Source organism: Skermania sp. ID1734 (genome assembly GCF_007489285.1).
Taxonomy (GTDB): domain Bacteria; phylum Actinomycetota; class Actinomycetes; order Mycobacteriales; family Mycobacteriaceae; genus ID1734.
The window spans coordinates 18057-39466 of record NZ_VLIY01000020.1; the positions used below are offsets into that span (position 1 = coordinate 18057).

General features: G+C 64.6%; 18 protein-coding genes and 1 pseudogene. 15 read left to right on the plus strand and 4 right to left on the minus strand.

Going from position 1 to position 21410, the window contains the following annotated elements:
* Positions 1 to 37 precede the first annotated feature (37 nt).
* From FOS14_RS21000 to FOS14_RS21010, 3 genes are read left to right on the plus strand one after another with little or no spacing between them, the layout of a single operon-like run.
* Positions 38 to 430: a thioesterase family protein gene (locus FOS14_RS21000; protein WP_143772815.1), complete on the plus strand. Its 393-nt coding sequence runs from the start codon at positions 38 to 40 to the stop codon at positions 428 to 430.
* A complete protein-coding gene (locus FOS14_RS21005) occupies positions 430 to 2784 on the plus strand; it encodes a bifunctional salicylyl-CoA 5-hydroxylase/oxidoreductase (protein ID WP_143772816.1) in 2355 nt (784 codons plus the stop codon). The genes FOS14_RS21000 and FOS14_RS21005 overlap by 1 nt, the downstream gene beginning before the upstream one ends.
* Complete coding sequence (locus tag FOS14_RS21010) at positions 2784 to 3848, plus strand: carbon-nitrogen hydrolase family protein (protein WP_143772817.1); 1065 nt, start codon at positions 2784 to 2786, stop codon at positions 3846 to 3848. The genes FOS14_RS21005 and FOS14_RS21010 overlap by 1 nt, the downstream gene beginning before the upstream one ends.
* On the opposite strand, the gene FOS14_RS21015 is transcribed toward FOS14_RS21010, so the two are convergent.
* A complete protein-coding gene (locus FOS14_RS21015) occupies positions 3741 to 4601 on the minus strand; it encodes a PaaX family transcriptional regulator C-terminal domain-containing protein (protein ID WP_255450499.1) in 861 nt (286 codons plus the stop codon). The genes FOS14_RS21010 and FOS14_RS21015 overlap by 108 nt on opposite strands.
* A 114-nt stretch (positions 4602 to 4715) precedes the next feature.
* Here FOS14_RS21015 and FOS14_RS21020 point away from each other — a divergent pair, with 114 nt between their 5' ends.
* From FOS14_RS21020 to FOS14_RS21030, 3 genes are all read left to right on the plus strand, one after another.
* Positions 4716 to 6332 (plus strand): AMP-binding protein, encoded by a 1617-nt coding sequence (locus FOS14_RS21020; RefSeq protein WP_143772819.1) that lies wholly within the window; start codon positions 4716 to 4718, stop codon positions 6330 to 6332.
* A gap of 1077 nt (positions 6333 to 7409) precedes the next feature.
* Positions 7410 to 8135, plus strand: coding sequence for an alpha/beta fold hydrolase (locus FOS14_RS21025; RefSeq protein WP_143772820.1), 726 nt, complete (start codon positions 7410 to 7412; stop codon positions 8133 to 8135).
* Between the two features lie 887 nt (positions 8136 to 9022).
* Complete coding sequence (locus tag FOS14_RS21030; RefSeq protein WP_143772821.1) at positions 9023 to 9508, plus strand: GNAT family N-acetyltransferase; 486 nt, start codon at positions 9023 to 9025, stop codon at positions 9506 to 9508.
* A 123-nt stretch (positions 9509 to 9631) separates the two neighbouring features.
* Here FOS14_RS21030 and FOS14_RS21035 read toward each other — a convergent pair whose 3' ends face one another.
* Together FOS14_RS21035 and crcB are read right to left on the minus strand one after the other, a co-directional pair.
* Complete coding sequence (locus FOS14_RS21035) at positions 9632 to 10723, minus strand: DUF190 domain-containing protein (RefSeq protein ID WP_143772822.1); 1092 nt, start codon at positions 10721 to 10723, stop codon at positions 9632 to 9634.
* 40 nt (positions 10724 to 10763) lie between these two features.
* The gene (gene crcB, locus FOS14_RS21040) at positions 10764 to 11162 is read right to left on the minus strand and encodes a fluoride efflux transporter CrcB (RefSeq protein WP_143772823.1); all 399 of its coding nucleotides are present in this window, start codon (positions 11160 to 11162) and stop codon (positions 10764 to 10766) included.
* 201 nt (positions 11163 to 11363) lie between these two features.
* On the opposite strand from crcB, the gene FOS14_RS21045 reads away from it, so the two are divergent.
* The 5 genes from FOS14_RS21045 to fahA all read left to right on the plus strand — a co-directional run bounded on the left by FOS14_RS21045 (position 11364) and on the right by fahA (position 16838).
* Complete coding sequence (locus FOS14_RS21045) at positions 11364 to 11771, plus strand: YkvA family protein (protein ID WP_143772824.1); 408 nt, start codon at positions 11364 to 11366, stop codon at positions 11769 to 11771.
* 95 nt (positions 11772 to 11866) lie between these two features.
* On the plus strand, positions 11867 to 12829 hold the full coding sequence (locus FOS14_RS21050) for an MBL fold metallo-hydrolase (RefSeq protein ID WP_143772825.1): 963 nt from the start codon (positions 11867 to 11869) through the stop codon (positions 12827 to 12829).
* 5 nt (positions 12830 to 12834) lie between these two features.
* A complete protein-coding gene (locus FOS14_RS21055) occupies positions 12835 to 14442 on the plus strand; it encodes an FAD-dependent monooxygenase (protein ID WP_143772826.1) in 1608 nt (535 codons plus the stop codon).
* A 24-nt stretch (positions 14443 to 14466) separates the two neighbouring features.
* Entirely contained in the window at positions 14467 to 15663 is a 1197-nt protein-coding gene (locus FOS14_RS21060; protein WP_143772827.1) for a homogentisate 1,2-dioxygenase, read from the plus strand.
* Positions 15660 to 16838, plus strand: coding sequence for a fumarylacetoacetase (gene fahA, locus FOS14_RS21065; RefSeq protein ID WP_143772828.1), 1179 nt, complete (start codon positions 15660 to 15662; stop codon positions 16836 to 16838). Before FOS14_RS21060 ends, fahA begins: the two co-directional genes overlap by 4 nt.
* On the opposite strand, the gene FOS14_RS21070 is transcribed toward fahA, so the two are convergent.
* The gene (locus tag FOS14_RS21070) at positions 16835 to 18085 is read right to left on the minus strand and encodes a CdaR family transcriptional regulator (protein ID WP_143772829.1); all 1251 of its coding nucleotides are present in this window, start codon (positions 18083 to 18085) and stop codon (positions 16835 to 16837) included. The two genes, fahA and FOS14_RS21070, sit on opposite strands and share 4 nt — an antisense overlap.
* Before the next feature lie 120 nt (positions 18086 to 18205).
* Between FOS14_RS21070 and FOS14_RS21075 the strand changes: the two are divergent.
* The 4 genes and pseudogenes from FOS14_RS21075 to FOS14_RS21090 all read left to right on the plus strand — a co-directional run bounded on the left by FOS14_RS21075 (position 18206) and on the right by FOS14_RS21090 (position 21405).
* Positions 18206 to 19708: pseudogene (locus tag FOS14_RS21075) on the plus strand (flavin-containing monooxygenase).
* Positions 19708 to 20622 (plus strand): alpha/beta hydrolase, encoded by a 915-nt coding sequence (locus FOS14_RS21080; protein WP_143772830.1) that lies wholly within the window; start codon positions 19708 to 19710, stop codon positions 20620 to 20622. The pseudogene FOS14_RS21075 and the gene FOS14_RS21080 overlap by 1 nt, the downstream one beginning before the upstream one ends.
* A 95-nt stretch (positions 20623 to 20717) precedes the next feature.
* Entirely contained in the window at positions 20718 to 21179 is a 462-nt protein-coding gene (locus FOS14_RS21085) for a DoxX family protein (protein WP_143772831.1), read from the plus strand.
* Positions 21180 to 21225: 46 nt separating this feature from the next.
* Positions 21226 to 21405 carry a hypothetical protein gene (locus tag FOS14_RS21090; RefSeq protein ID WP_143772832.1) on the plus strand — a complete coding sequence of 60 codons (180 nt, stop codon included), beginning with the start codon at positions 21226 to 21228 and terminating at the stop codon, positions 21403 to 21405.
* The last annotated feature ends 5 nt before the right edge of the window (positions 21406 to 21410 follow it).

The following is a 21410-nucleotide window of genomic DNA, read 5'->3' on the forward strand; positions in this document are numbered from 1 at the left end:
GTTTTCTTATCGGCTTTCAGTGAGAGGACATCGGGAGATGGCAGAGGTAACCATCGAACGGACCGTCGAGTGGTTTGACACCGACGCCGCCGGTCATCAGCACCATTCATGCATCGCGCGCTATGTCGAGGCCGCCGAAGCCGAGCTGCTGCGCAGGTACGACTTGTCCTGGCTGTTCGGTGAAATTCCCCGGGTGCGTCACGAAATCAACTACCGCAACCGACTCTGGTTCGGGGAGGTCGTGCGTGTGACATTGCGCGTCGCGCGTCTCGGCGACACCTCGTTGACGTATGCCTTCGAGGTGCACGGCAAGGAAGGGCTCGCGGCCGACGGAAAACTCGTGGTTGCGCATGCGACGCTGGATTCGCCGAAGGCGACACCGTGGCCCCAGCAGGTAGTCGACGCCTTGACAGTAGAGGCGGTGGCGTGATGAGCCTCGACATTGCAGTGATCGGCGGAGGTCCGGGCGGGCTGTACTTTGCCGCTCTGGCAAAGCAACTCGACCCCGCGCGACGGATCACCGTTTACGAACGCAACGCCGCGGACACGACCTTCGGATTCGGCGTCGTTTTCTCGGACGAAACTCTCGACGGCATCACCGCCGCCGATCCGCTGATCTTCGCCGAAATGGAGTCTCGCTTTGCCCGATGGACAGACATCGACGTGCACTACCGCAGCGAGATACTGACCTCCGGCGGCCACGGATTCGCCGCCATCGAGCGACAGACGTTGCTCCGAATCCTGCAGCAGCGCTGCGCGAGTCTCGGCGTCGACGTGCGATTCGAAACCGAGGCGCCGAGCGCTGACGAACTCGCGGGCACACACGATCTTGTCGTGGCCGCCGACGGCGTGCGCTCCCAGACGCGTAATGCGCACCCCGAAGTATATGGGCCGGACCTCGACGAACGACACTGCCGCTACATGTGGTTGGCCACCGACAAGGTCTTCGACGCCTTCACTTTCATCGTGGCCGAGACCGAACACGGGCCGATGCAGGTCCACGCGTACCCGTTCAGCGCGACACGCAGCACATTCATCGTCGAAATGAACGAAAGCTCTTGGCTGTCTGCGAGCTTCGACCGGTTGGACGAAGCGGCGAGCGTGGCCCGATGCGAGGAGCTGTTCAGCTCGTTCCTCGATGGCCATCGTCTACTGTCCAACAACTCGCGCTGGATCCGCTTCAGCACCGTGCGCAACCGCACGTGGAGCAACGCCAACATTGTGCTGCTCGGCGACGCAGCGCACACCGCGCACTTTTCCATCGGCTCGGGAACCAAACTGGCCATGGAAGATGCGTTGGCTCTCGCGGCAAGCCTGGATGTCGATGACAGCGACGTGCCGGCTGCACTGGCGCGCTACGAGATACGTCGCCGGCCGGTGGTCGAATCCACCCAGCGCGCTGCACAGGCCAGCCTGGAGTGGTTCGAATCGATCGACCATTCCGTCGGCCAAGCACCCGCCCAGTTCGCCTTCAACTTGCTCACCCGCAGTCGGCGCGTCACCTACAACAATCTCCGCGAGCGCGACCCGCACTACGTCGACGATCTCAACGTGTGGTTCCACCAAAATGCCAACCCCGCAGGTGAACTGGTGCCACGTCCGATGTTCGAACCGATGCGGCTGCATCAACTGACGTTGAAGAACCGCATCGTCGCGGCGCCGATCGCCAGCTACACCGCCGCCGATGCAGTGGTATCCGACGACGAGTTGATCCGCCTGTCCGCCTTGGCGCTCGGCGGAGCCGGGCTGGTTCTCACCGGAATGACCGCGGTCAGCCCCGGTGGGCGGGTCACGCCGGGCTGCCCCGGTCTCTACACGCCGGAACAGGTCGCGGCCTATCGGCGGATCACCGATCTCGTTCACCGGCAAAGCACCGCGGCGATCGGGGTGCAGCTCAATCATTCCGGCCCCAAGGGGTCAACTGCCGTTCCGGTCAACGCCGCTTCCGGCCCGCCACTCGGTGCCGATGGCTGGCAGACCGTGGCACCCTCGCCGATTTCGTACGGCGCCAACCCGGTACCGCGCGAACTCGACACGGCCGAGCTTCCCACCATCGCAGCCGAGTTCGCGGCCGCGGCCGCATCGGCGGATGCCGCCGGTTTCGACGTACTGGAAATTCAAGCGGGCCACGGGTTTTTGCTGTCCAGCTTCTTGTCACCGCTGACCAACCAGCGCACCGACTCATACGGCGGTAGCCTCCGTAACCGTTTGCGTTTCCCGCTGCAGGTCATCGACGCCGTGCGAGCGGTGTGGCCGGCCCACAAGCCGTTGCTGGTGCGCATTTCCGCGGTCGACTGGTGCGAGGGCGGCACCACGCTGGCCGACGCCGTGGTGATCGCGCGCGCCTTTGCCGAACACGGCGTCGACGCGATCGACGTGTCCAGTGGTGAGGTGGTCGCCGACGAAAAGCCCGCCTACGGGCGTGGCTACCAGACGCCGTTCGCCGAACGCATCCGCGCCGACGTGGGCGTACCTACGATCGCGGTCGGCGCGATCTCTTCCGACGACGACGCCAATTCCATCCTGCTCGCCGGACGCGCCGACCTGGTGGCGGTGGGGAGGGCCCACCTGCATGATCCGGCCTGGACGCTGCACGCGGCAGCCGAAATCGGCTACCGCGGACCAGGGGCGGAATGGCCTGCGCTGTATGCGGCTGGTTCGACACAGCCGCCCAGCGCCGGTCGGGCCCGTCCGCTCCTCACCCTGCGGCCACCGACGCCGCCGCCAGTGCATCAACGGTGGCGCCCGGCACACGTGAACACCACAGCGAAAGTAGCGAACTGATGGACGAATTCCCTCGTTTCACCGCTGCCGCGGTGCAGGCGGCCCCCGTCTACCTGGATCCGGCGAAGACCGTGGCCAAGGCTGTGGACCTGATTCACGAGGCCGCAGGTGCGGGTGCCAGCCTGATTGCCTTCCCCGAGGTGTTCGTCCCGGGCTACCCGTACTGGAACTGGACCATGAACCCGGTCAAGGGCGGGGAGTGGTTCGAGCGGCTCTACCGCGCGGCGATCGACATTCCGGGCCCCCACCTGGACGCCCTGCGTGCCGCCGCGGCAGCCACCAAGACCACGGTCGTGATCGGCGTCAACGAGCGCGGACGCCACAGCCTCGGCGTGCTGTACAACAGTGTCGTCACCATCGGCCCGAACGGTGCGGTGATCGCTGTGCACCGCAAGCTCGTGCCGACGTGGGCTGAAAAGCTCACCTGGACCAACGGCGACGGCTCCTCGCTGCGCGTGCACCGAACCGAGGTGGGTCCGTTGGGAGTGCTGGCCTGCGGGGAAAACACCAACACCTTGGCGCGGTTCACTCTGCTGGCACAAGGGGAGCTAGTGCACGTGGCCAACTACATTTCCCTCCCGGTGGCGCCGAAGGACTACGACATGGCCGATGCCATCGCGATCCGCACGGCGGCACATTGTTTCGAAGGCAAACTGTTCTCCATCGTTTCCTGCTCGACGATCTCGCCCGAGATCATCGACACCGTTGCCGGAAATGACCCGGAAGCGCGGGAGTTGTTGCAGCGCAAACGCAGTGCGCTGTCGGGAATCTTTGGCCCAGACGGCCGCCCGGTCACCGAACCGCTCGTCGACGACGAGGGCATCGTCTACGCCGAGATCGACTTGAGCCGCTGCATCGCGCCCAAGCAGATGCACGACATCATCGGCCACTACAACAGGTTCGACATTTTCTCGCTACATGTGAACGATAAGCCGTTGCAGCCGTTGACATTCTGCTCAGGCTTCGATGACGCCGCGGGCGTAGGCGTGCGCGGGTTCGACGAGTCGCTGGCGCAGCCATTCGAAGAGCTCCCCAGCACGGGCGCCGTCCCAGCCCTTGGGTAGCAGTTCCAGCGGTAATCCGGGGTCGAGGTAGGGGAGCCGGCGCCAGGTGGTGAGCATTTGCACGTATGCGACGAACGCGTCGTGCGCCTCGAGCTTACGGCGCCGGCGCAAATGCTCACGCAACGGTGCGAATTGAGCGATGAACTGCGAATACAGCTCTTGCAGGCCGTCGAGGTCCCACCATTGCGAGACCTTGGTCCGCAGATCACCGAAGGCTAGGTGTTCGGCGTGGAACAGGTCCACGAACTGCGCGAGATCGGAATCACGCAACGCGTCGGCAACCTCGTCGTGGACATGCGCGGGGGCTATCCACACGCCCGGGGCGGTGGTGCCGAATCCCATGCGCGTCAAGATCATTCGCATTTCGTGGCGCTTGTCCCGTTCGGTTTCCGGGATCGAGAAGACCGCCAGCAGCCAACCGTCGTCACTGGTCGCGCGGGTCATGTGAAAGATTCGCCGGTCGCCTTCCCGGATCGTTCGCAACGCCGACTCCGACAATGCATACCCGGCGACACCGTCGCGGTTTTCGCTCACCAACGTTCCGCGCCGTTTCAACCGACTGATCGACGAACGCACCGCGGGCTCGTCCACGCCGAGTTGGCGCAGGAGCCGCACCACCGACGACACCGAAAGCCAGTTTTCAGTCTCGCGCGCATAGAGGCCGTACACCGTCACAATAAGGCGGCGGGGCTGGTTGGCGGTCGCGGCACCTTCGGCCGAAGCCGAAGCTGCATAAAGGGCAGTGGGCTGCACAGCGAACAGAATACGTTCTCGCCCTTCCGACCTTGAGTATGTTGCTCTATTGACTGTCGTCACCATAACAGAATATCATTGAGCCGAGTCAGCACTGGCAAGACGGGGTTCCACATGAAACTGTCTGCATCCGCACACATCGACACCTTCTGCCGAGACAACCTGCCGCCGTATGACCAGTGGCCCGTCCTTCGGTACGACCTCGCCGAGCTCGACTATCCCGAGAGGGTGAACTGTGCGGCCGAACTGCTCGACCACACGATCGGACGACTCGGGCCGGACCGTCCATGTGTAGCCGCCGAGGACATGCAATGGAGTTACGGCGAGCTGTTGCGCCACGCGAACCAGGTGGCCAACGTACTCGTGAACGAACTGCACATCGTCCCCGGCAACCGGGTCCTGCTGCGCGGACCGAACACGCCGTGGCTGGTAGCGGCGTGGTTCGGCGTCGTCAAAGCCGGGGCTGTCGCTGTGACCACCGTTCCCGCACTACGGACAACCGAACTCGCCGACATCGTCGAGTTGAGCCGACCCTCGGCAGCGCTGTGTGACCATCGCGCACTGGACGACCTTCGTGCGGTGCAGGCGAGCATTCCGATCGTTGCCTACGGCGGCGACGCGGCGGACGACCTGGTGAATCGCTGCCCGGCGCAACCGGATGTCTTCACCAATATCGACACGGCCGCCGACGACGTTGTGCTGCTTGCCTTCACATCGGGCACGACCGGTAAGCCGAAAGCGGCCATGCATTTTCACCGTGACGTGCTCGCAATCGCGGACACTTTTTCTCGGCACATCCTCAAGCCGACCCCAGAGGACGTCTTCATCGGAACTCCGCCGATGGCCTTCACTTTCGGTCTCGGCGGACTGGTCATCTTCCCCATGCGCATCGGCGCGTCGTCCTACCTGATCGAGCGGGCCACGCCGACGGAACTGGCCGACGTGGTCCAACGAATCAGAGCAACCGTGCTGTTCACGGCACCGACCGCCTATCGGGCCATCATCGCTACCGGCGACGTCGCAAAGCTGCGCTCGGTGCGTCGTGCAGTTTCGGCAGGCGAACACCTTCCTGAGTCCGTTTGGCGTCAATTTCACATCGCAACCGGGCTGTCGATCATCAACGGCATCGGCGCCACCGAAATGTTGCATGTGTTCATCGCCTCCGCAGGCGACGACATTCGGCCCGGCGCGACAGGAAAGGTGGTGCCCGGCTACGAGGCGATGGTGCTCGACGAGTTCGGAGAACCAGTCCCCGACGGGAAGTCGGGACGACTCGCCGTACGAGGTCCGACCGGCTGCCGATACCTCGCCGACGACCGCCAACGGGTCTATGTCGAAAACGGCTGGAACATCACCGGCGACACCTTCCGTCGAGACGCCGACGGCTACTTCTGGTATGAGGCCCGCAACGACGACATGATCATCTCCGCCGGGTACAACATCGCCGCTCCCGAGGTGGAACAGGCGCTGCTACTGCACCCGGACGTCGCAGAGTGTGCCGTGGTCGGCTGGCCCGACGAGAATCGCGGGTCGATAGTCAAGGCGTACGTAGTGCTCGCGCCTGACGCGACGGGCGATGAAGACGAGATACACGCGCTCCAAGATCATGTCAAGGCCGCGATCGCGCCGTACAAATACCCGCGCGCCATAGAGTTTCTGCCCGCGCTGCCAAAGACAGCGACCGGGAAGGTGAGCCGGAAGGCGTTGCGTGACCTAGCGACGGTCGCCTAACGCGTGGCGCGCCCCTCCATAAGGCTGTTGCTAATTCACGTGACCTCGCGACCTCCTATGCGAAGGACCGATAGATCGGAGGTCCGATGAATCAGCGCGTTGTCGGGGTTGGGTCGGTTCCCTTCGCCACGCCAAGCTGGAGCGAGTAGTACGACGTAAAGGCCGAGCGCGTCGGCGCAGCCCTGACCGGCGCCGGTGTCGGCCCTGACGGGATTCAGCAAGGCCTCTCTATGAGAGGCAGTGACTACCGCGCCGGGGCAGGTTCGCAGCGCGTGGTAAGCGGCATGCCAACCGTCGTGAGCTGATCGTCGACGGCGCCCGAACAAACACGCCAACCCGCGCCCGCGCAGCAACTCGGCCTCGGCGGCCTTCAACCGCCCGGTGTACGAATGATGCTGATTGACTGTCGGCGTCGGTGACGTGCCACTCGAAGATCCGCGCATAGGAGCGTGTCATATCAATGTTCTATTTCGAAAGAGCGACAAATTATCAATATAGCGGGCTTGTGACGGGCGTAACAACTCGCATATAGTTGTCTATCGAGTCTGAGTCACACCGCGAAGGGAACAGGGACCATGACACTCGGCGGCAACGCATTCGAGAGGCGCGGGTCATGGGCTGAGCGGTTGGAGGCCTTTTACCGCGAGACCGGCAAGCGATATGGGGCGTTGTGACCGTCGCGAACGAGATCGAACCATGGTTCACGCAACCGGTTCGGGTCAGCTGCGACGGCGCCACCGGATCCACGAAACTTGGTCCCCGTCACCAGGCTGCTCGATCACGCCGACGCCGAGTGGTACACGGTCCGTGTGGGCAGATGCCGTCACTGTGTCGGCCGACATCGTCGAAAGCGATCTCGGCAAACCGATCATGTCCGCGGCCATGTCGACCTCATGAGCTAGTGCGAGCGCTGGATCTAATCGCGATCGCACCGGGCGAAGGCACCTCTTTACCCACGGCGTACGCGGAGGTTCCGTTTCATGGGTTGCTGCCGCTACAGGCGTAGCCGCACCCCTACTTGGTCGCAATACAACTGAATATTCAACACACCCAACCGAGTTGAAGGAACAAACACCGATGAGTACCTATGTCTTGGTCCACGGTTCGTGGCACGACGGCACCCTTTGGAACCCTGTCGCCGAAGCCCTCTCCTCGAACGGCCACGCGGTCCACACGCCGACCGTTGCGGGACATGGAAACGGCGTCGACAAGCACGTCGACCACAACGATTGCGTGCAGTCTATTGTCGACTACTTCGAAACCCACGACATCACAGACGCGATCCTGCTCGGACACAGTTTCGGCGGAACCGTCATCGCGCGGGTGTCTGAGGAGATCCCGGACCGCATTCGCCGGCTTGTCTTCTGGAACGCGTTCGTCCCCCAACGCGGCAACAGCCTGCTGGATGAGGTTCCACCGCACTATCGCGATCTATTCGGTCAACTGGCCGCGGCGTCAGACGACAACACAGTTGCGATGCCGTGGGATGTCTGGCGCGAGGCGTTCATTCAGGACGCCGATGTCGAACTCGCCAGAACCACTTTCGATCAGCTGTCCACCGAACCGTTCACGCCCTTCACCGACAAGCTGGCCTTGGACCGCTTTTACAAGTCCGACATTCCCCGCAGCTACATCAACGCAACGGAGGACACAGCATTGCCTCCCGGCGAATGGGGATGGCATCCCCGGATGTCGTCCCGACTCGGGATGTACCGCCTCGTCCAACTCCCCGGCAGCCACGAAGTCATGTTCACCAATCCCAAGCTTCTGGCCGCCAAAATCGTCGAGGCTGGGCGAGACTGACCTCGAATTGACCTAAGTTCACGTGGAGCCAATGACGCTGATCAACAAGCGAATCGGCGAGGCGTCAGTTCCCTCGGCAACTCTTCTTTCACGTCAGTTCACTGGCTCGTACCCCATCAAGATCCGCGCAGCGGGTGGTCCTTGCCAATTGGCCATGCCGTCGATGTATTGCCCAGGCCCGGTTCTGGCAGGCGAGCGGTTGACCCTCGCACGGGTGCCAGATCGAAGTGAAGCCTTCGCCGACCGAAGATGCGGTCCAGCGGCGTAGCCGGGCACGTGGCCGGATTGAAATGGCAACCCCATCACGCCGTAGCCGGCGACTCGCTCCAACGACCCGGCGGCAGTTGGGGATTGGCTTCGCGTTGCTCGGCAAGGTCGGCAGGTTGTTTCATGCCACACCTCCGTGGCTGGACGATGTTCGGTTGTCCGCGTTCATGTTCGCGCCGAACAGACCGCAAGTTCAACGCGGCCTCCCACCGGCGCGGATCTCCGTCCGGCTCCGCTGCCGGGTTGTGCTCGACGAAGTTGGCAGTGCACTGGCCGAAGTGCGTTCCCTTTGACGGTCACCGTGCGATCGTCCATCGTGGAGAACGTATAGTCAGCGCCTTCTTCGCCAACTACAACCGCCACAACTTTGCGGGCGTGATTTCGAGCGGCGCAGCTGTCGATGCGACAGTCTGCTGTCCATTACGCCGCCCCGCCGTCCGTGTCAGTCCTATCTCCTAGATTCACCCGATCATGGTTACTAAACTTCGAAAGTAGCTAGTTAGGGGTCGTGCGGGATCCTTCGTCGCTACTGGCGCGCGGGTCCGTCCCACGTGTGGTCGCCGGTGCCGGTCGCGGGTGTAGTCGGTTGAGGGTTTCGCCGTGCTGGCAGGAGGCGAATGATGGTCACGATTTCCGAAGTCGCGCCTGGCGACGGGCGGTTGGTTACGTTCTTGGACGATCAGCACATCACCCAGGTCGCGCGGCGGGGGGTGCTGCTCGATGTGCGCAAGCAGTCGGCACTGCTCGCCTCGAGTGACGACGAGACGGTAGGCGTTCTCACCTACGACATCGACGGCCAGGACTGCGAGATTGTCTACATGCGGGCATCCGGGCAGTGGGGTGGGGTAGGAACCGAGCTAGTCGACCGCGTCGCCGAGATTGCCCGCCGGCAGGGATGTTCCCGATTGTGGCTGGTGACAACCAATGACAACATCGACGCCCTGCGCTTTTACCAGCGGCGCGGGTTTAGGTTGGCAACGGTTCGCTGCGGGGCCGCTGCCGAGGCTCGGCGGAGGCAGGACCCGCAGCTACCCGAGGTCGGCAACTACGGCATACCTGTGCGCGACGAGCTCGAGTTCGAGCGTGACCTCGAATCCGCCACCTGAACGATCGAGGTCACATCGTGGTGGACATCGACGCGCACGATCGATCCGGGTCTTTTCGGTACGGCTACCGAGGCGTGGCGGTTGTGGTCGAAAGCGACATCGCGCCTGCCAACGTATCCGGTCCTAGTAGTCGTGACGGGCGAGCCGAGTCCCGCCGTGATCGGTGTCGCCGTCGCGGGTCAGCGCGGCGGGCACCATCTCACTGGTGACGAGTCCCTGTTCGCGAGTGACTTCATCGGCGACGTCGAAGCTGCGCGCGATGTTTTCGGGAGTGTCGACGATGACCGTCATAGTGGGGACGCGGCGTGCGAGTTGGAACAACTTGTCACCGTGGGGGCGATGGTCACCGTGGAAGCCCCACATGCCGCGCAGAACGGTGGCGCCGCGGGCGTGGTCGCTTTCCCGAAGCTTTCGCAGCAGGGCACGGTGGATGGGCTCACCATCGTAAAGCGCCGACTCGGAGGTGACCACCATCAGCTTTTGCCACAGGCTCAGGCCGTGCTCGTCGACTCCGGGTAATGCGTGGGGGCGCTCGAAGAGCTGACCATCACGCTTGCACACGCGTACGCGCTCAAGAGTCATCACGGCATCATCAACCAGAGCACTTAGTTCCGGCACGACTCGGCTGATTTTCGGGCCGTCACCGACGGCGATAATCATCATCGGGACATCGGTATTGCGGTCGAAAAACCGCGCCCGCTGACGTCGTCCGCCCACGGTGCCGTCCACACCGAGAAACACCGACGCGCCGTCGAGTCCACGCCGGTACAGCAGATCGCAGACCGCGCGAAACGCGGGCGTGCCGGACGAACGCTGTTGCCGCCCAACATAGATCGTGAGTTTGGCCGCTTCGTTGAGTTCTTCCGGCAACCTGATGCCAGCGGTGTCTACGACTCGTCGGGAGCGTTCCAACGTGAGCAGGCCCCGGCGCTTGAGGTCGAGGACGTGGGGGAGGAGGACATCGATTTTGGCTTTCGCGTCGACGGCGACGACGGCGACTGGGGGATCTTCCGACAGCGACAGTGTCTGATCGCTGCGCAGGTGATGGCGAATCCCGAACCCGCCGATGCCGCGCAGCATGACGCTGGTAGCGATCTCGCGCTGTGCGTACAAGCCGAGCAGTCGGTCGGCCAAGAACTGGTTTTCGACGCGCTGGCGTTCGCCGAAGTACGTCGTGAGCTTCAGACTGTCGAAGTCGAGGTTTGGCGCGTTCATAGTCAACCGCCTATATGTTGTCCGAGCAGCGCTGCGGCACTCATGCGCGCACCCGCGCTCGCCGCACCATGGCGGTCGCGAGGAATACCGCGGCGAGTCCGGCAACCACGCTGGCCGCCGTGTAACCCACCGCGAGCCCATAGTGACCGTGCTGGAGCATGCGCAAGGTCTCGACTTGCATCGTGGAGAAAGTGGTCAGCCCCCCACACACGCCGGTGCCGAGGAACGGTCGGCGATAACTCGACAGCGGCAGCCGCTCCAGCAGTCGGGTGGTGAAATAGCCCAACAGGAACGCCCCGACGATGTTGACGGCGAATGTCGGCCACGGCCACTTGCCAGGGTCGGTAGCTGCGAGTTGTCCGAGTGCCGCGCGTGCGACGCTGCCGACGGCGCCGCCGACGAAGATGGCGGCGAGCTCACGGCGGTCCTGGCCTAGCACGTGAACCTCCCTGTTGTTGCGTGGCGGGTGCTGATGCTAGCCCGAACCGTGACCCGATTTCCGAAGGGTGCTCCCGCGTCGGCCGCAGTTCCCCGATAGCGACGTTGTTCTGCCTAACCGGGTCATGTCCAATGGCCAGGTGCCTTCAGCCGTACCGAGCAGCGCCGTTTATGCCATCGGTGATCGACGTCGGACACTCCCTTGACCGGCACGGCGTGGGATGTCCTCATCGGAGCCTGTGCCGGGCTTTTGCTCGGGTGGGGTGTCCTGGTAGTGGCACTGGTACTCGTGCGTCCGCGCCGCGGTCTGCTACGCGAAGCGATTCGAATCCTGCCTGATTTGCTTCGCCTGTTGCGGCGACTCGCGGCGGATCGGTCGTTGCCACGCGGCGTTCGGATTCGCCTCTTTCTAGCGATCGGCTACCTCGCGCTGCCGATCGACATCATTCCCGACTTCATACCGGTCCTCGGCTTTGCCGACGATGCGATCGTCGTGGCACTGGTGCTCAGGTCCGTCGTGCGACGGGCGGGAGAAGATGCCGTGCGCCGACACTGGCCGGGTACCGACGAAGGCTATGCAGCACTCGCTAAGTTGACGGGGATCGGATAGCGGACCTGAGGCAGTCAACTTGTCCTTTCCGATGCGGTCGAGCGCTGTCACAGTGGTGGAAGGAAGGCTGTGACTCCTCACGAGAGGACAATCCCATGGCTGCCAAGCCCTTCGCCTCGTCCGCGGATCTCGACGACAAGAACGCGATACTCGACGTGCTCGCCGACGGCGTCTACGCGCTGACCGCCGAGGGTGACCCGAACATCGGCGCGATCGAGGGCCAGGACTTCGTCGTCGCCTTCGAAGCCACCGCCACCCCGGTCGCGGCCCGCGCCTGGCTCGACAAGCTGCGCGAACACACCGACAAGCCGGTCAAGTACCTGGTGCTTTCGCACTACCATGCGGTGCGCGTCCTGGGCGCGTCCGCATTCGACGCGCAGGTGATCGTCACGCACGACAACACCCGCACGCTCATCGCGGAGCGCGGCAAGCAAGACTGGGACAGTGAGCTCGCCCGGATGCCGCGGCTGTTCGCCGAACCCGACTCGATCCCCGGGCTCACCTGGCCGGATGTCACGTTCGACAGCTCGCTGACTATCGAGCTCGGCGGTAACCGGGGCGAACTGGTGCTGCAGTATTGCGGGCGCGGCCACACCGCCGGTGACATCGTTGCGTGGCTGCCCCAGCACAAGATCCTTTTCGCCGGTGACCTGGTCGAGGCGCAGGCCGCGCTGTACACGGGCGACGCCTTCCACACGGACTGGTCCACGGGCACGCTCGACCGAGTCAAGGCCCTCGGCGCGGAAACGCTCGTCGGTGGCCGGGGCGCCGTCTCGCAGGGCCGCGACGCCGTGGATGCGGCCATCGAGCAGACGCGGGACTTCCTGCTGGTCATGCGTGAGGAGGTGGGTGCGGTCCACGCGCGCGGCGGCACCATCAAGGAGGCATTCGAGGCAACCCATTGCGCGCTCGCTCCCAAGTTCGGCGCGTGGCCGATATTCGAGCACTGCCTGCCGTTCGACGTGTCCCGGCTCTGGGACGAATTGGACGGCATCGATTGGCCGCGGACGTGGACCGCGGCGCGCGACCGCGAAGTGTGGGATGAATTGCAGGGGTGAGTCCGATGACCAAACCCGCCTATATCGGGCCGCCGGTGGGCATTATCGGCAACGGCCCGGTCGGTCAGACCACTGCTTTGTTGTTGGCCCGCTGGGGAATTCCGGTAGCCCTGCTCGACACCCGCCACGACCGCGACGCCGTCGGTTCCAAGGCCATCTGCCAGCAACGCGACGTGCTCGACATCTGGTCGAGCGTCGGTGCGGGTGCGATCGCCGCGGACGGGTTGACATGGACCACTGCCCGAACCTTCTACCGTGACGAGGAACTGTCGAGTTGGTCGTTCGTGGACCCCGGACATTCGCCGCTGCCAGCCTTTGTCAATATCTCGCAGTGTCATTCGGAACAAATCCTGGACAGCCTGATTGCCGCGCAGCCGCTCATCGACGTCCGGTGGGGCCATGACGTCACCGCCATCGAGCAAGAGGGCGACCATATTTGGCTCGCCTGCGCCACCAGTGCGGGTGATGTTGAGGTGCCGGTCGCGTACGCGGTCGCATGCGCGGGCGCTCGCGGTGACCGCGTCCGGCGACTGCTCGGCGTGAGCTTCGACGGGCAGTCTTTCGACGATTTGTTCCTAATCTGCGACATCCGCGCCGACCTGCCGGGCTGGGAATCCGAGCGCCGGTTCTACTTCGACCCGGCCTGCAATCCCGGCCGCCAGGTGCTCATTCACCCGTGCCCCGACTCCATGTTCCGCATCGACTGGCAGGTGCCCGCAGACTTCGACCTGGACGCCGAGATTGCGCAGGGCCGCTTGGATGCTCGCATCCGGCAGATTGTCGGCGACCGGCCATACGAGATCGTGTGGCAGTCGGTGTACCGGTTCCATTCGCGCTGCGTCGACCGAATGCGGGTCGGGCGGGTACTACTTGCCGGGGACTGTGCGCACTTGGTTGCGCCGTTCGGCGCCCGCGGTCTCAACGCCGGCGTCGCCGACGCGGAGAACGCGGCCTGGAAGCTCGCCTTCGTGCTGCACGGCTGGGCGCCCGGCGCCCTGCTGGACAGCTATGCCGACGAGCGACTCGCCGCGGCGCATGAGAACCTCGAGATTACCAACCGCACGATGCGGTTCCTGGTGCCCCACAACGAGATCGAACGCAACGCACGCTATCGGGTGCTCGAAGAGGCCCGTGCTGCGCCTGAGGCAAGGGACCGGGTCGACTCCGGACGGTTCGCCGAGCCCTTCTGGTACATCGACTCGACGCTGACCACCCCGAGCCCCGCGCGGCGGTTCGCTGGTCGGCCGCCGCGCGGCACGATGCCCGCCGTGGTGCCCGGCGTGCTCGTGCCCGACGGGCCCGTCGCCGTCGCGGACCGCCCGGACGTGGTCCGGCTCCGGCAGCTCGTTCGCGACGGATTGCTCGCTCTCACAACGGAAGGAGTCGACGCCGCCGAGACAGCAGTCACGCTCAAGGAGGCCACCCGCGCACCGACCCGCGTGCTGCGGCTCGCCGATATCGATCGAGACGGGGTCATCACCGCCGCCCTCGAAGCGCGACCGAACGAGACGTGGTTGATCCGGCCCGACGGCCACGTCGCCGCAGTGCTCGAGTTCGCCGCAGCCGCCGATTTGTCGGCGGCCGTCGGACGAGCGCTTGCCGAAGTGCATTGAGGCAGAAAAAGAGAGGAGCCCACGATGCCGTATTACCGTTGCGCGGGAAGCGTGCCACCGAAGCGTCACACGCAGCACCGCTGCGCCGACGGCTCGTTGTATTTCGAGGAACTGATGGGGGAGGAGGGGTTCTCGTCGGACTCCTCGCTGCTCTACCACCGGTTCATCCCGTCGGCGATCAGCGAGTACCGGACCTGGGAGCTGCCGGACCAGTCGACGGTGCCCAACCATCCGCTCATCCCGATCCACGTGAGCACCCACAAGTTGTTCGACGAACCGACGAGCGGGGTGGATGCGGTCACGGGACGACGGTTGCTGTTGGGCAACGCCGATGTGCGGCTGTCCTACGTTGTGGCAGATACCATTTCGCCGTACTACCGCAATGCGATCGGGGACGAGTGCCTGTATGTCGAGGATGGAAACGCGGTCGTCGAGACCGTGTTCGGCAATCTCGAGGTGGCAACGGGTGATTACGTCGTCATTCCGCGTGCCACCACCTACCGCGTGGCGCCGACACGGCCGCTACGGATTTATGCGATCGAGGGGAACTCGCACATCACTGCGCCGAAGCGCTACCTATCGCGGTTTGGCCAGTTCTTGGAAAACGCGCCGTACTGCGAGCGCGACCTGCGCGCGCCGTCGCAGCCGCAGATCCTGGAGGGCGAGAACGTCGAGGTCTACCTCAAGCATCGCGGGCCCGGACCGAACGGCCTCGCGGGCACAGTGCACGTGCTGCCGCATCACCCCTTCGACGTGGTGGGCTGGGATGGTTGCTTATACCCGTTCGCGTTCAACGTCGCCGACTACATGCCGATCACCGGAAAGGTGCATCAACCTCCGCCCGCGCACCAGGTCTTCGAAGGCCGCAACTTCGTGATCTGTAACTTTGTGCCGCGCAAGGTGGATTACCACCCGTTGTCGATTCCAGTGCCCTATTACCACTCGAACGTCGACAGCGACGAGGTGATGTTCTACTGCGGCGGCGAATACGAGGCGCGGAAAGGTTCCGGCATCGGCCCCGGCTCGATCAGCCTGCATCCCGGCGGACACCCGCACGGCCCGCAACCGGGCGCCTACGAGCGCAGCATCGGGGTGGACTACTTCAACGAACTCGCCGTCATGGTGGACACGTTCCGGCCACTCGAGCTGGGGGAGGCGGCGCGCGCCGCGGACGACGGCGTGTACGTCTATTCCTGGGCGCGGGGCGACCAACTGCCGTGACCACGCTCGTGGTGCCCACAGATGACCTGTACGGGCTGCAGAACCTGCCCTACGGCGTCTACTCCGTGCCGGGTCAAGAACCGGGGGTGGGGGTGCGCTACGGCGACCATGTCGTGGACTTGGCGCGCCTGCTGAATGATGAGACGTTCGCGACTGGTTCGCTGAACCCGTTCATGGCGCAGGGCAGAGCCCGCTGGATTGCGGTGCGGGCCGCCATCATTGAGGCGCTGACCGGCGACGTGGCGGCGGAGGCGGTCCACGAACTCGATGCCGTGGTGCTGCACTTACCGATCGAGGTCGCCGACTACGTCGATTTCTACGCTTCGGAGCACCATGCGTCGAACATGGGCCGGCTGTTCCGGCCCGGCAGCGCGGACCCGTTGTCACCCAATTGGCGGCATCTGCCGATCGGCTATCACGGTCGCAGCGCGTCCATCGTGGTTTCCGGCACCGACATCATGCGTCCGGCCGGCCAGCGCAAGGACCCGGCCGACGCAGCCCCGGTGTTCGGCCCGTCGACGCGGCTCGACATCGAGGCCGAACTCGGCTTCGTCGTCGGCACGGGAAATCCGATGGGCCAACCGATTCCGGTCGCCGAGGCCGAGGAGCACCTGTTCGGCGTGGTGCTGTTCAACGACTGGTCGGCGCGCGACATCCAGGCCTGGGAGTACGTGCCGCTCGGTCCGAACCTTGGAAAATCGTTCGCGTGCACGGTATCTGCGTGGGTCGTGCCGATGCTCGCCCTGCAGGCGGCCAAAGTCTCCATCCCGGTTCAGAAGCCGGCCGTGCTGCCCTACCTCGCGCTGGATCGGGTGTGGGGCTTGGACATCGAGATAGTCGTCGAGTGGAACGGTCAGGTGGTTTCCCGGCCGCCGTATGCCTCGATGTACTGGTCACCGGCACAGATGCTGGCACACCTCACCGTCAACGGCGCGCCGACTCGGACCGGCGACCTCTTCGCCTCCGGCACCATCTCCGGACCGGACAAGAACCAGCGCGGCGCCTTCATCGAATTGACCTGGAACGGCGCTGAGCCGGTCGACGTCAACGGCCGGCCGCGTACATTTCTCGAGGACGGCGACGAGGTGGTGCTGCGTGCGACCGCGCCCGGCCCGGGCGGCACCCGGCTCGGCTTCGGCGAGGCGCGAGGCCGGATCGTGCCCAACCCGCCCTAGCTCAGCGGCGCGGACGGTCGCCCGATCAGCATCCGCGGACCCACGAAGTGGGCAAGGTCCAGCGCCAACATGACTGCGAGCCGACGGTTCCCGGGCGGATAGCCGAGCAGTTCCGTTGCCTTACCGACGCGTTGCAGGATCGTGTTGCGATGCGTGTGCAAGCGCTCGGCGGCCACCGACGCATTCTCGGCTTCGGCGAGGTAGATCCGCAGTGTCGCACGCAGTCGTTCGCCACGCTCGTCGTCGTGGGCAATCGCGCCGAGCGTCCCGGCGACGAATCGAGCGGCGGCGGGTTCGTCGCGGGCGGCGGGCACGATCGGCTCGACATCAGCGAACGTCACCAGTCGGTCACCACCGACATTGTCACCGACAATCTGCGCCACGAGCAGCGCATCGGCGTGTGAGCTTCGAAAGCCGGCGAGTCCAGGCAGGGTCGGGCCCACCGCTGCGCGCATTCGCGCCGGCGCTTGGCGCATCTCCTTCGCCATCGTGTCCACCGACGGAATGTTTTGCGTGCCAAGCCATGCCCACATCGTCCGGACGCCCGCGGCGATTGTCAGCGGCGGACGTGCACCGACGGCGCGTGCCAGTGCGGTCACCACGGCCTCGAGTTCTCCGTTGTCGCCGCCCGGGCCGTCAAGCCACACCACCAGTGCTGTGTGCCGGCGCGACAGTTCGTAACCGAGTCGGCCGGTGGCCACTCGCTCGTCGATCGGTGCGCCGTCGAGGATCAGCCGGACCGTCTCTGTTCGCCGTGCGAGCGCGCCGCCGAGCATCTCCTCGCGAAGTCGTTGCGCCTCAGAGATCAATTCGAGCAGCACCGCATCGACGTAGGCGAAAATCACCTCGGCAAATCGTTCGATCACCGCGATCTGGGCCGGGCCGGGTGGTGCGACGACCGACGTGAACTGCATCATCCGATGCCACACCACGTTCTGCCCGCGCCGGTAGGACTGAAAGATGACGTCCAGATCGCCGCCCCGTCGCACGACTGTGCGCACGATGTCGAAGGCCTCCGGCGGCGGATTGCGAGGTCGTCCGTGCAGCGGATCGTCGAGAACTGTATTCAGCACCTGCAAGACGTTCGCCCTGTTGCTCGCGGTCATCTCCTCGGCGATCGCGCGATCGGCTATGAGAGCCGGCGCGACGTCGACCTCGGCGATGTTCATCGCGGCGACCAGGTCGTCGAGTTCGACGAGCATCCGATTGGCGACCTCGGTGATAAGACCCGGCAGAGCGTCAGTCATCTCCCCAGTATGTGCAGATAGACATATCTGCGACGGCATTATGGATGTTGCGCCGTATCAGTCACCCCGGTGTGCACCTAACGTGATTCCTGTCATAGCCAGCAGTCACAAGGAGTCGCAATGGCAACCACAACCGCATCCACCGCTACCGATTTCGACGTCATTGTCATCGGCGCCGGAATTTCGGGAATCGGCGCCGCGTATCACCTGAAGACTCGCCGGCCATCGACCACATTCGCGGTGCTCGACGGCCGCTCCGCCATCGGCGGCACCTGGAACCTGTTCAAGTACCCCGGCATCCGCTCCGACTCGGACATGCCCTCCTTCGGCTTCGGATTCAAGCCGTGGACGCACAAGAAGTCGATCGCCGACGCGCACATCATTCTCGACTACCTGAAAGAGGCGGTCGACCAGAACGGAATCGGCGCCCATATTCGCTTCGCCACCAAGGTCGTCGGTGCGGACTTCGACACCCGGGCCGGACGCTGGACGGTGCGTGCGGTCAACGTCGACAGCGGCGAGTCCATCACCTACACGGCCGGATTCCTGTATTCGGGAACCGGCTATTACAACTACGAGGCCGGATACACGCCCGACTTCCCCGGACTCGACGCCTTCGGCGGACGCGTGGTCCACCCGCAACACTGGCCCGAAGACCTCGACTACGCGGGAAAGAAGGTCGTGGTTATCGGGAGCGGCGCCACCGCCGTGACATTGATTCCGGCGATGGCTCCAACCGCGTCCCACGTGACGATGCTGCAGCGCTCACCGAGTTACGTCTTCTCGCTGCCCGCCGAGGACGCCATCGCGAACGCGCTGAACAAGCTCATCGGTCCCGACCGGGCCTATCCGATCATCCGACGCAAGAACGTGGCTCTCAACCGAGGCGTATTCAAGGCCAGCAAGCGTGCCCCGAAGTTGATGCGCAAGTTGCTGATCGCTGATGTGAAGCGGCGCCTGCCCAAGGGCTACGACGTCGCCACCCACTTCACCCCGAAATACAACCCCTGGGATCAGCGACTGTGCATGGTGCCCAATGGCGACCTGTTTGCCGCAATCTCGTCGGGCGCCGCGTCGGTCGTGACCGATCACATCGAATCCTTCACCGAAACCGGCATCGCGCTGCGGTCCGGTCAGCACCTCGACGCCGACATCATCGTCACGGCAACAGGTTTGGACATGCTGCCCCTCGGCGGAATCGAGCTCAGCGTCGACGGGGACCCGGTCGACATCGCCGACACCGTCGTCTACAAGGCCATGATGCTCAGCGGTGTGCCGAATTTCGTCTTCGCGATCGGCTACACCAATATCGCCTGGACGCTGAAGGTGGACCTCGTCTGCGAGCACATGGTCCGGCTCCTCGATCACATGGACGACCAGGGCCATCACACCGTCACGCCGGTGCTGCACGACTCGGCGATGTAGCGCGTCCCGTTGCTCGACCTCAGCTCCGGTTACGTACAGCGCAAGGTCGCTACGTTTCCGAAGGCCGGCACGACCGGCCCGTGGACGGTCAAGATGGCCTACGAGGACGACGTCGCACGCCTGCGCCACGGGCCGGTCGACGATGCCGCGCTGGCGTTCGAATCCCGCGTCGCTGCGCGCGTAGCTCAGGAGGCATGATGTCCGCGCCGACCGTCGACGACGTTTCGTTCTACAGCCAGGGCGTTCGGTGCTCGGCCTGGCACGTCCACGCCCAGTCGGAAGACTTGACACGCAATGGGTTACGGCCGTGCATCGTGATTGCCCACGGCTTCGGCGGTACCCGCGATACCGCGCTGATGAATTTTGCCGAAGGCTTCGCCGCCGCCGGGATTGACTCACTGGTTTTCGACTACCGGGGCTTCGGCGCGTCCGACGGCGCTGCCCGTCAGGTCGTTTCCTACCGGAAGCAGCGACAGGACTACCGCGCCGCAGTCGATGCTGCGCGACGGTTGCGGGGCGTCGATGCCGACCGGATTGCGTTATGGGGCACCTCGTACTCGGGCGGTCACGTGCTGGCCGTCGCGGCCGCTGACCCGCGGATCGCCGCGGTGGTCGCGCTGGTACCGGCGACCGATGGGTTGGCAGCGGTGGTGCAAATCGGCCGGTACGCCGGACCGCTCGCGCCGCTGAAGCTGACTGCGCACGGGTTACGCGACGCGCTAACGCGGCTAACGGGTGGCGCACCACACCACATCCCGCTCGCCGCGAAGCCGGGGTCGGTGGCGATCATCGCCACTCCCGGCGCGTTGGAGGGGTACGAGGCGATCGCCGGGCCGACCTGGCGAAATGAAGTGTGCGCACGAACCACCCTCGAAGTCGCGCTCAATCGTCCGACGACCAAAGCACCGAAGGTTAAGTGCCCCACGCTTATCCAGGTCGGTGGCAACGATCGAGTCGCACCGCCCGCGGCGGCGCGCAAGACGGCGCGCCGTATCGGGGGACCCGCGACATTGCTCGAATACCCAGTCGACCATTTCGACGTCTATGCCGGCCAATGGCAAGCGAAGGCACTCGATGACGAGATCGACTTTCTGGTGCAGGTCCTGGCGTAATCACTGGGAATGGGATCATCGGACTGGGTACGCCGGTGAACCGCGCGGCGTTCCGCGACGTGGAATGCACGACCCGACGTGATGGAGGTTCCGCCATGAATCGTGCCGCCTCAATTGTGCTTGGCTGCGTTCGCGCCTTGGTGGGTGCCTCGTTCGCGGTGCACGGATCAGCGATCCTGTTCGGCACGCCGGCAATCAGCGGCGTGACGACGAAATTCGCCGAATGGCCGGGTTGGTGGGCCGGATTGATCGAGCTTGTCGGCGGGGCTGCCGTCGCCATCGGCCTCGCCACCCGGGCCGCGGCGCTGCTGTGTTCGGGTTCGATGGCGTATGCGTTCCTGACGGTTCATCTCCCGCACGGCGTCCTCCCGATCAACAACGGCGGCGAGCCGGCGGCCATGTTCTGCTGGGCGTTCTTCCTCATCGCCGTGCTCGGTCCCGGGGCCTTCGCTATCGACAACGCACTTCGCGGCCGGTCGTTCGTTGGGCGCCGGAAAGACGCCCGGCGTCGAGCCGGAGCGGACACCGTTGATCGGGCGCGCTTATCAACCGGTTGAAATCGCGTCTTGGACGTGGTCGTCCGGCCGCAGCGAGACTGACATCGTGCGAAAAGATCTTCGGTCGGCAGACAGTCCAGCGGACGCCCGTGACGACGAACTGAGTCCGTGGCGGGCCGAGCCGCGGCTTCGATCGATGTGGTGGGAACTGGCAGTCACATTTCAGGTCATCGCCGTTGCCGGCTGGCGTAAGTCGAATCCGCGGCAGGCATGGCGTTGGTTCTGACGTTC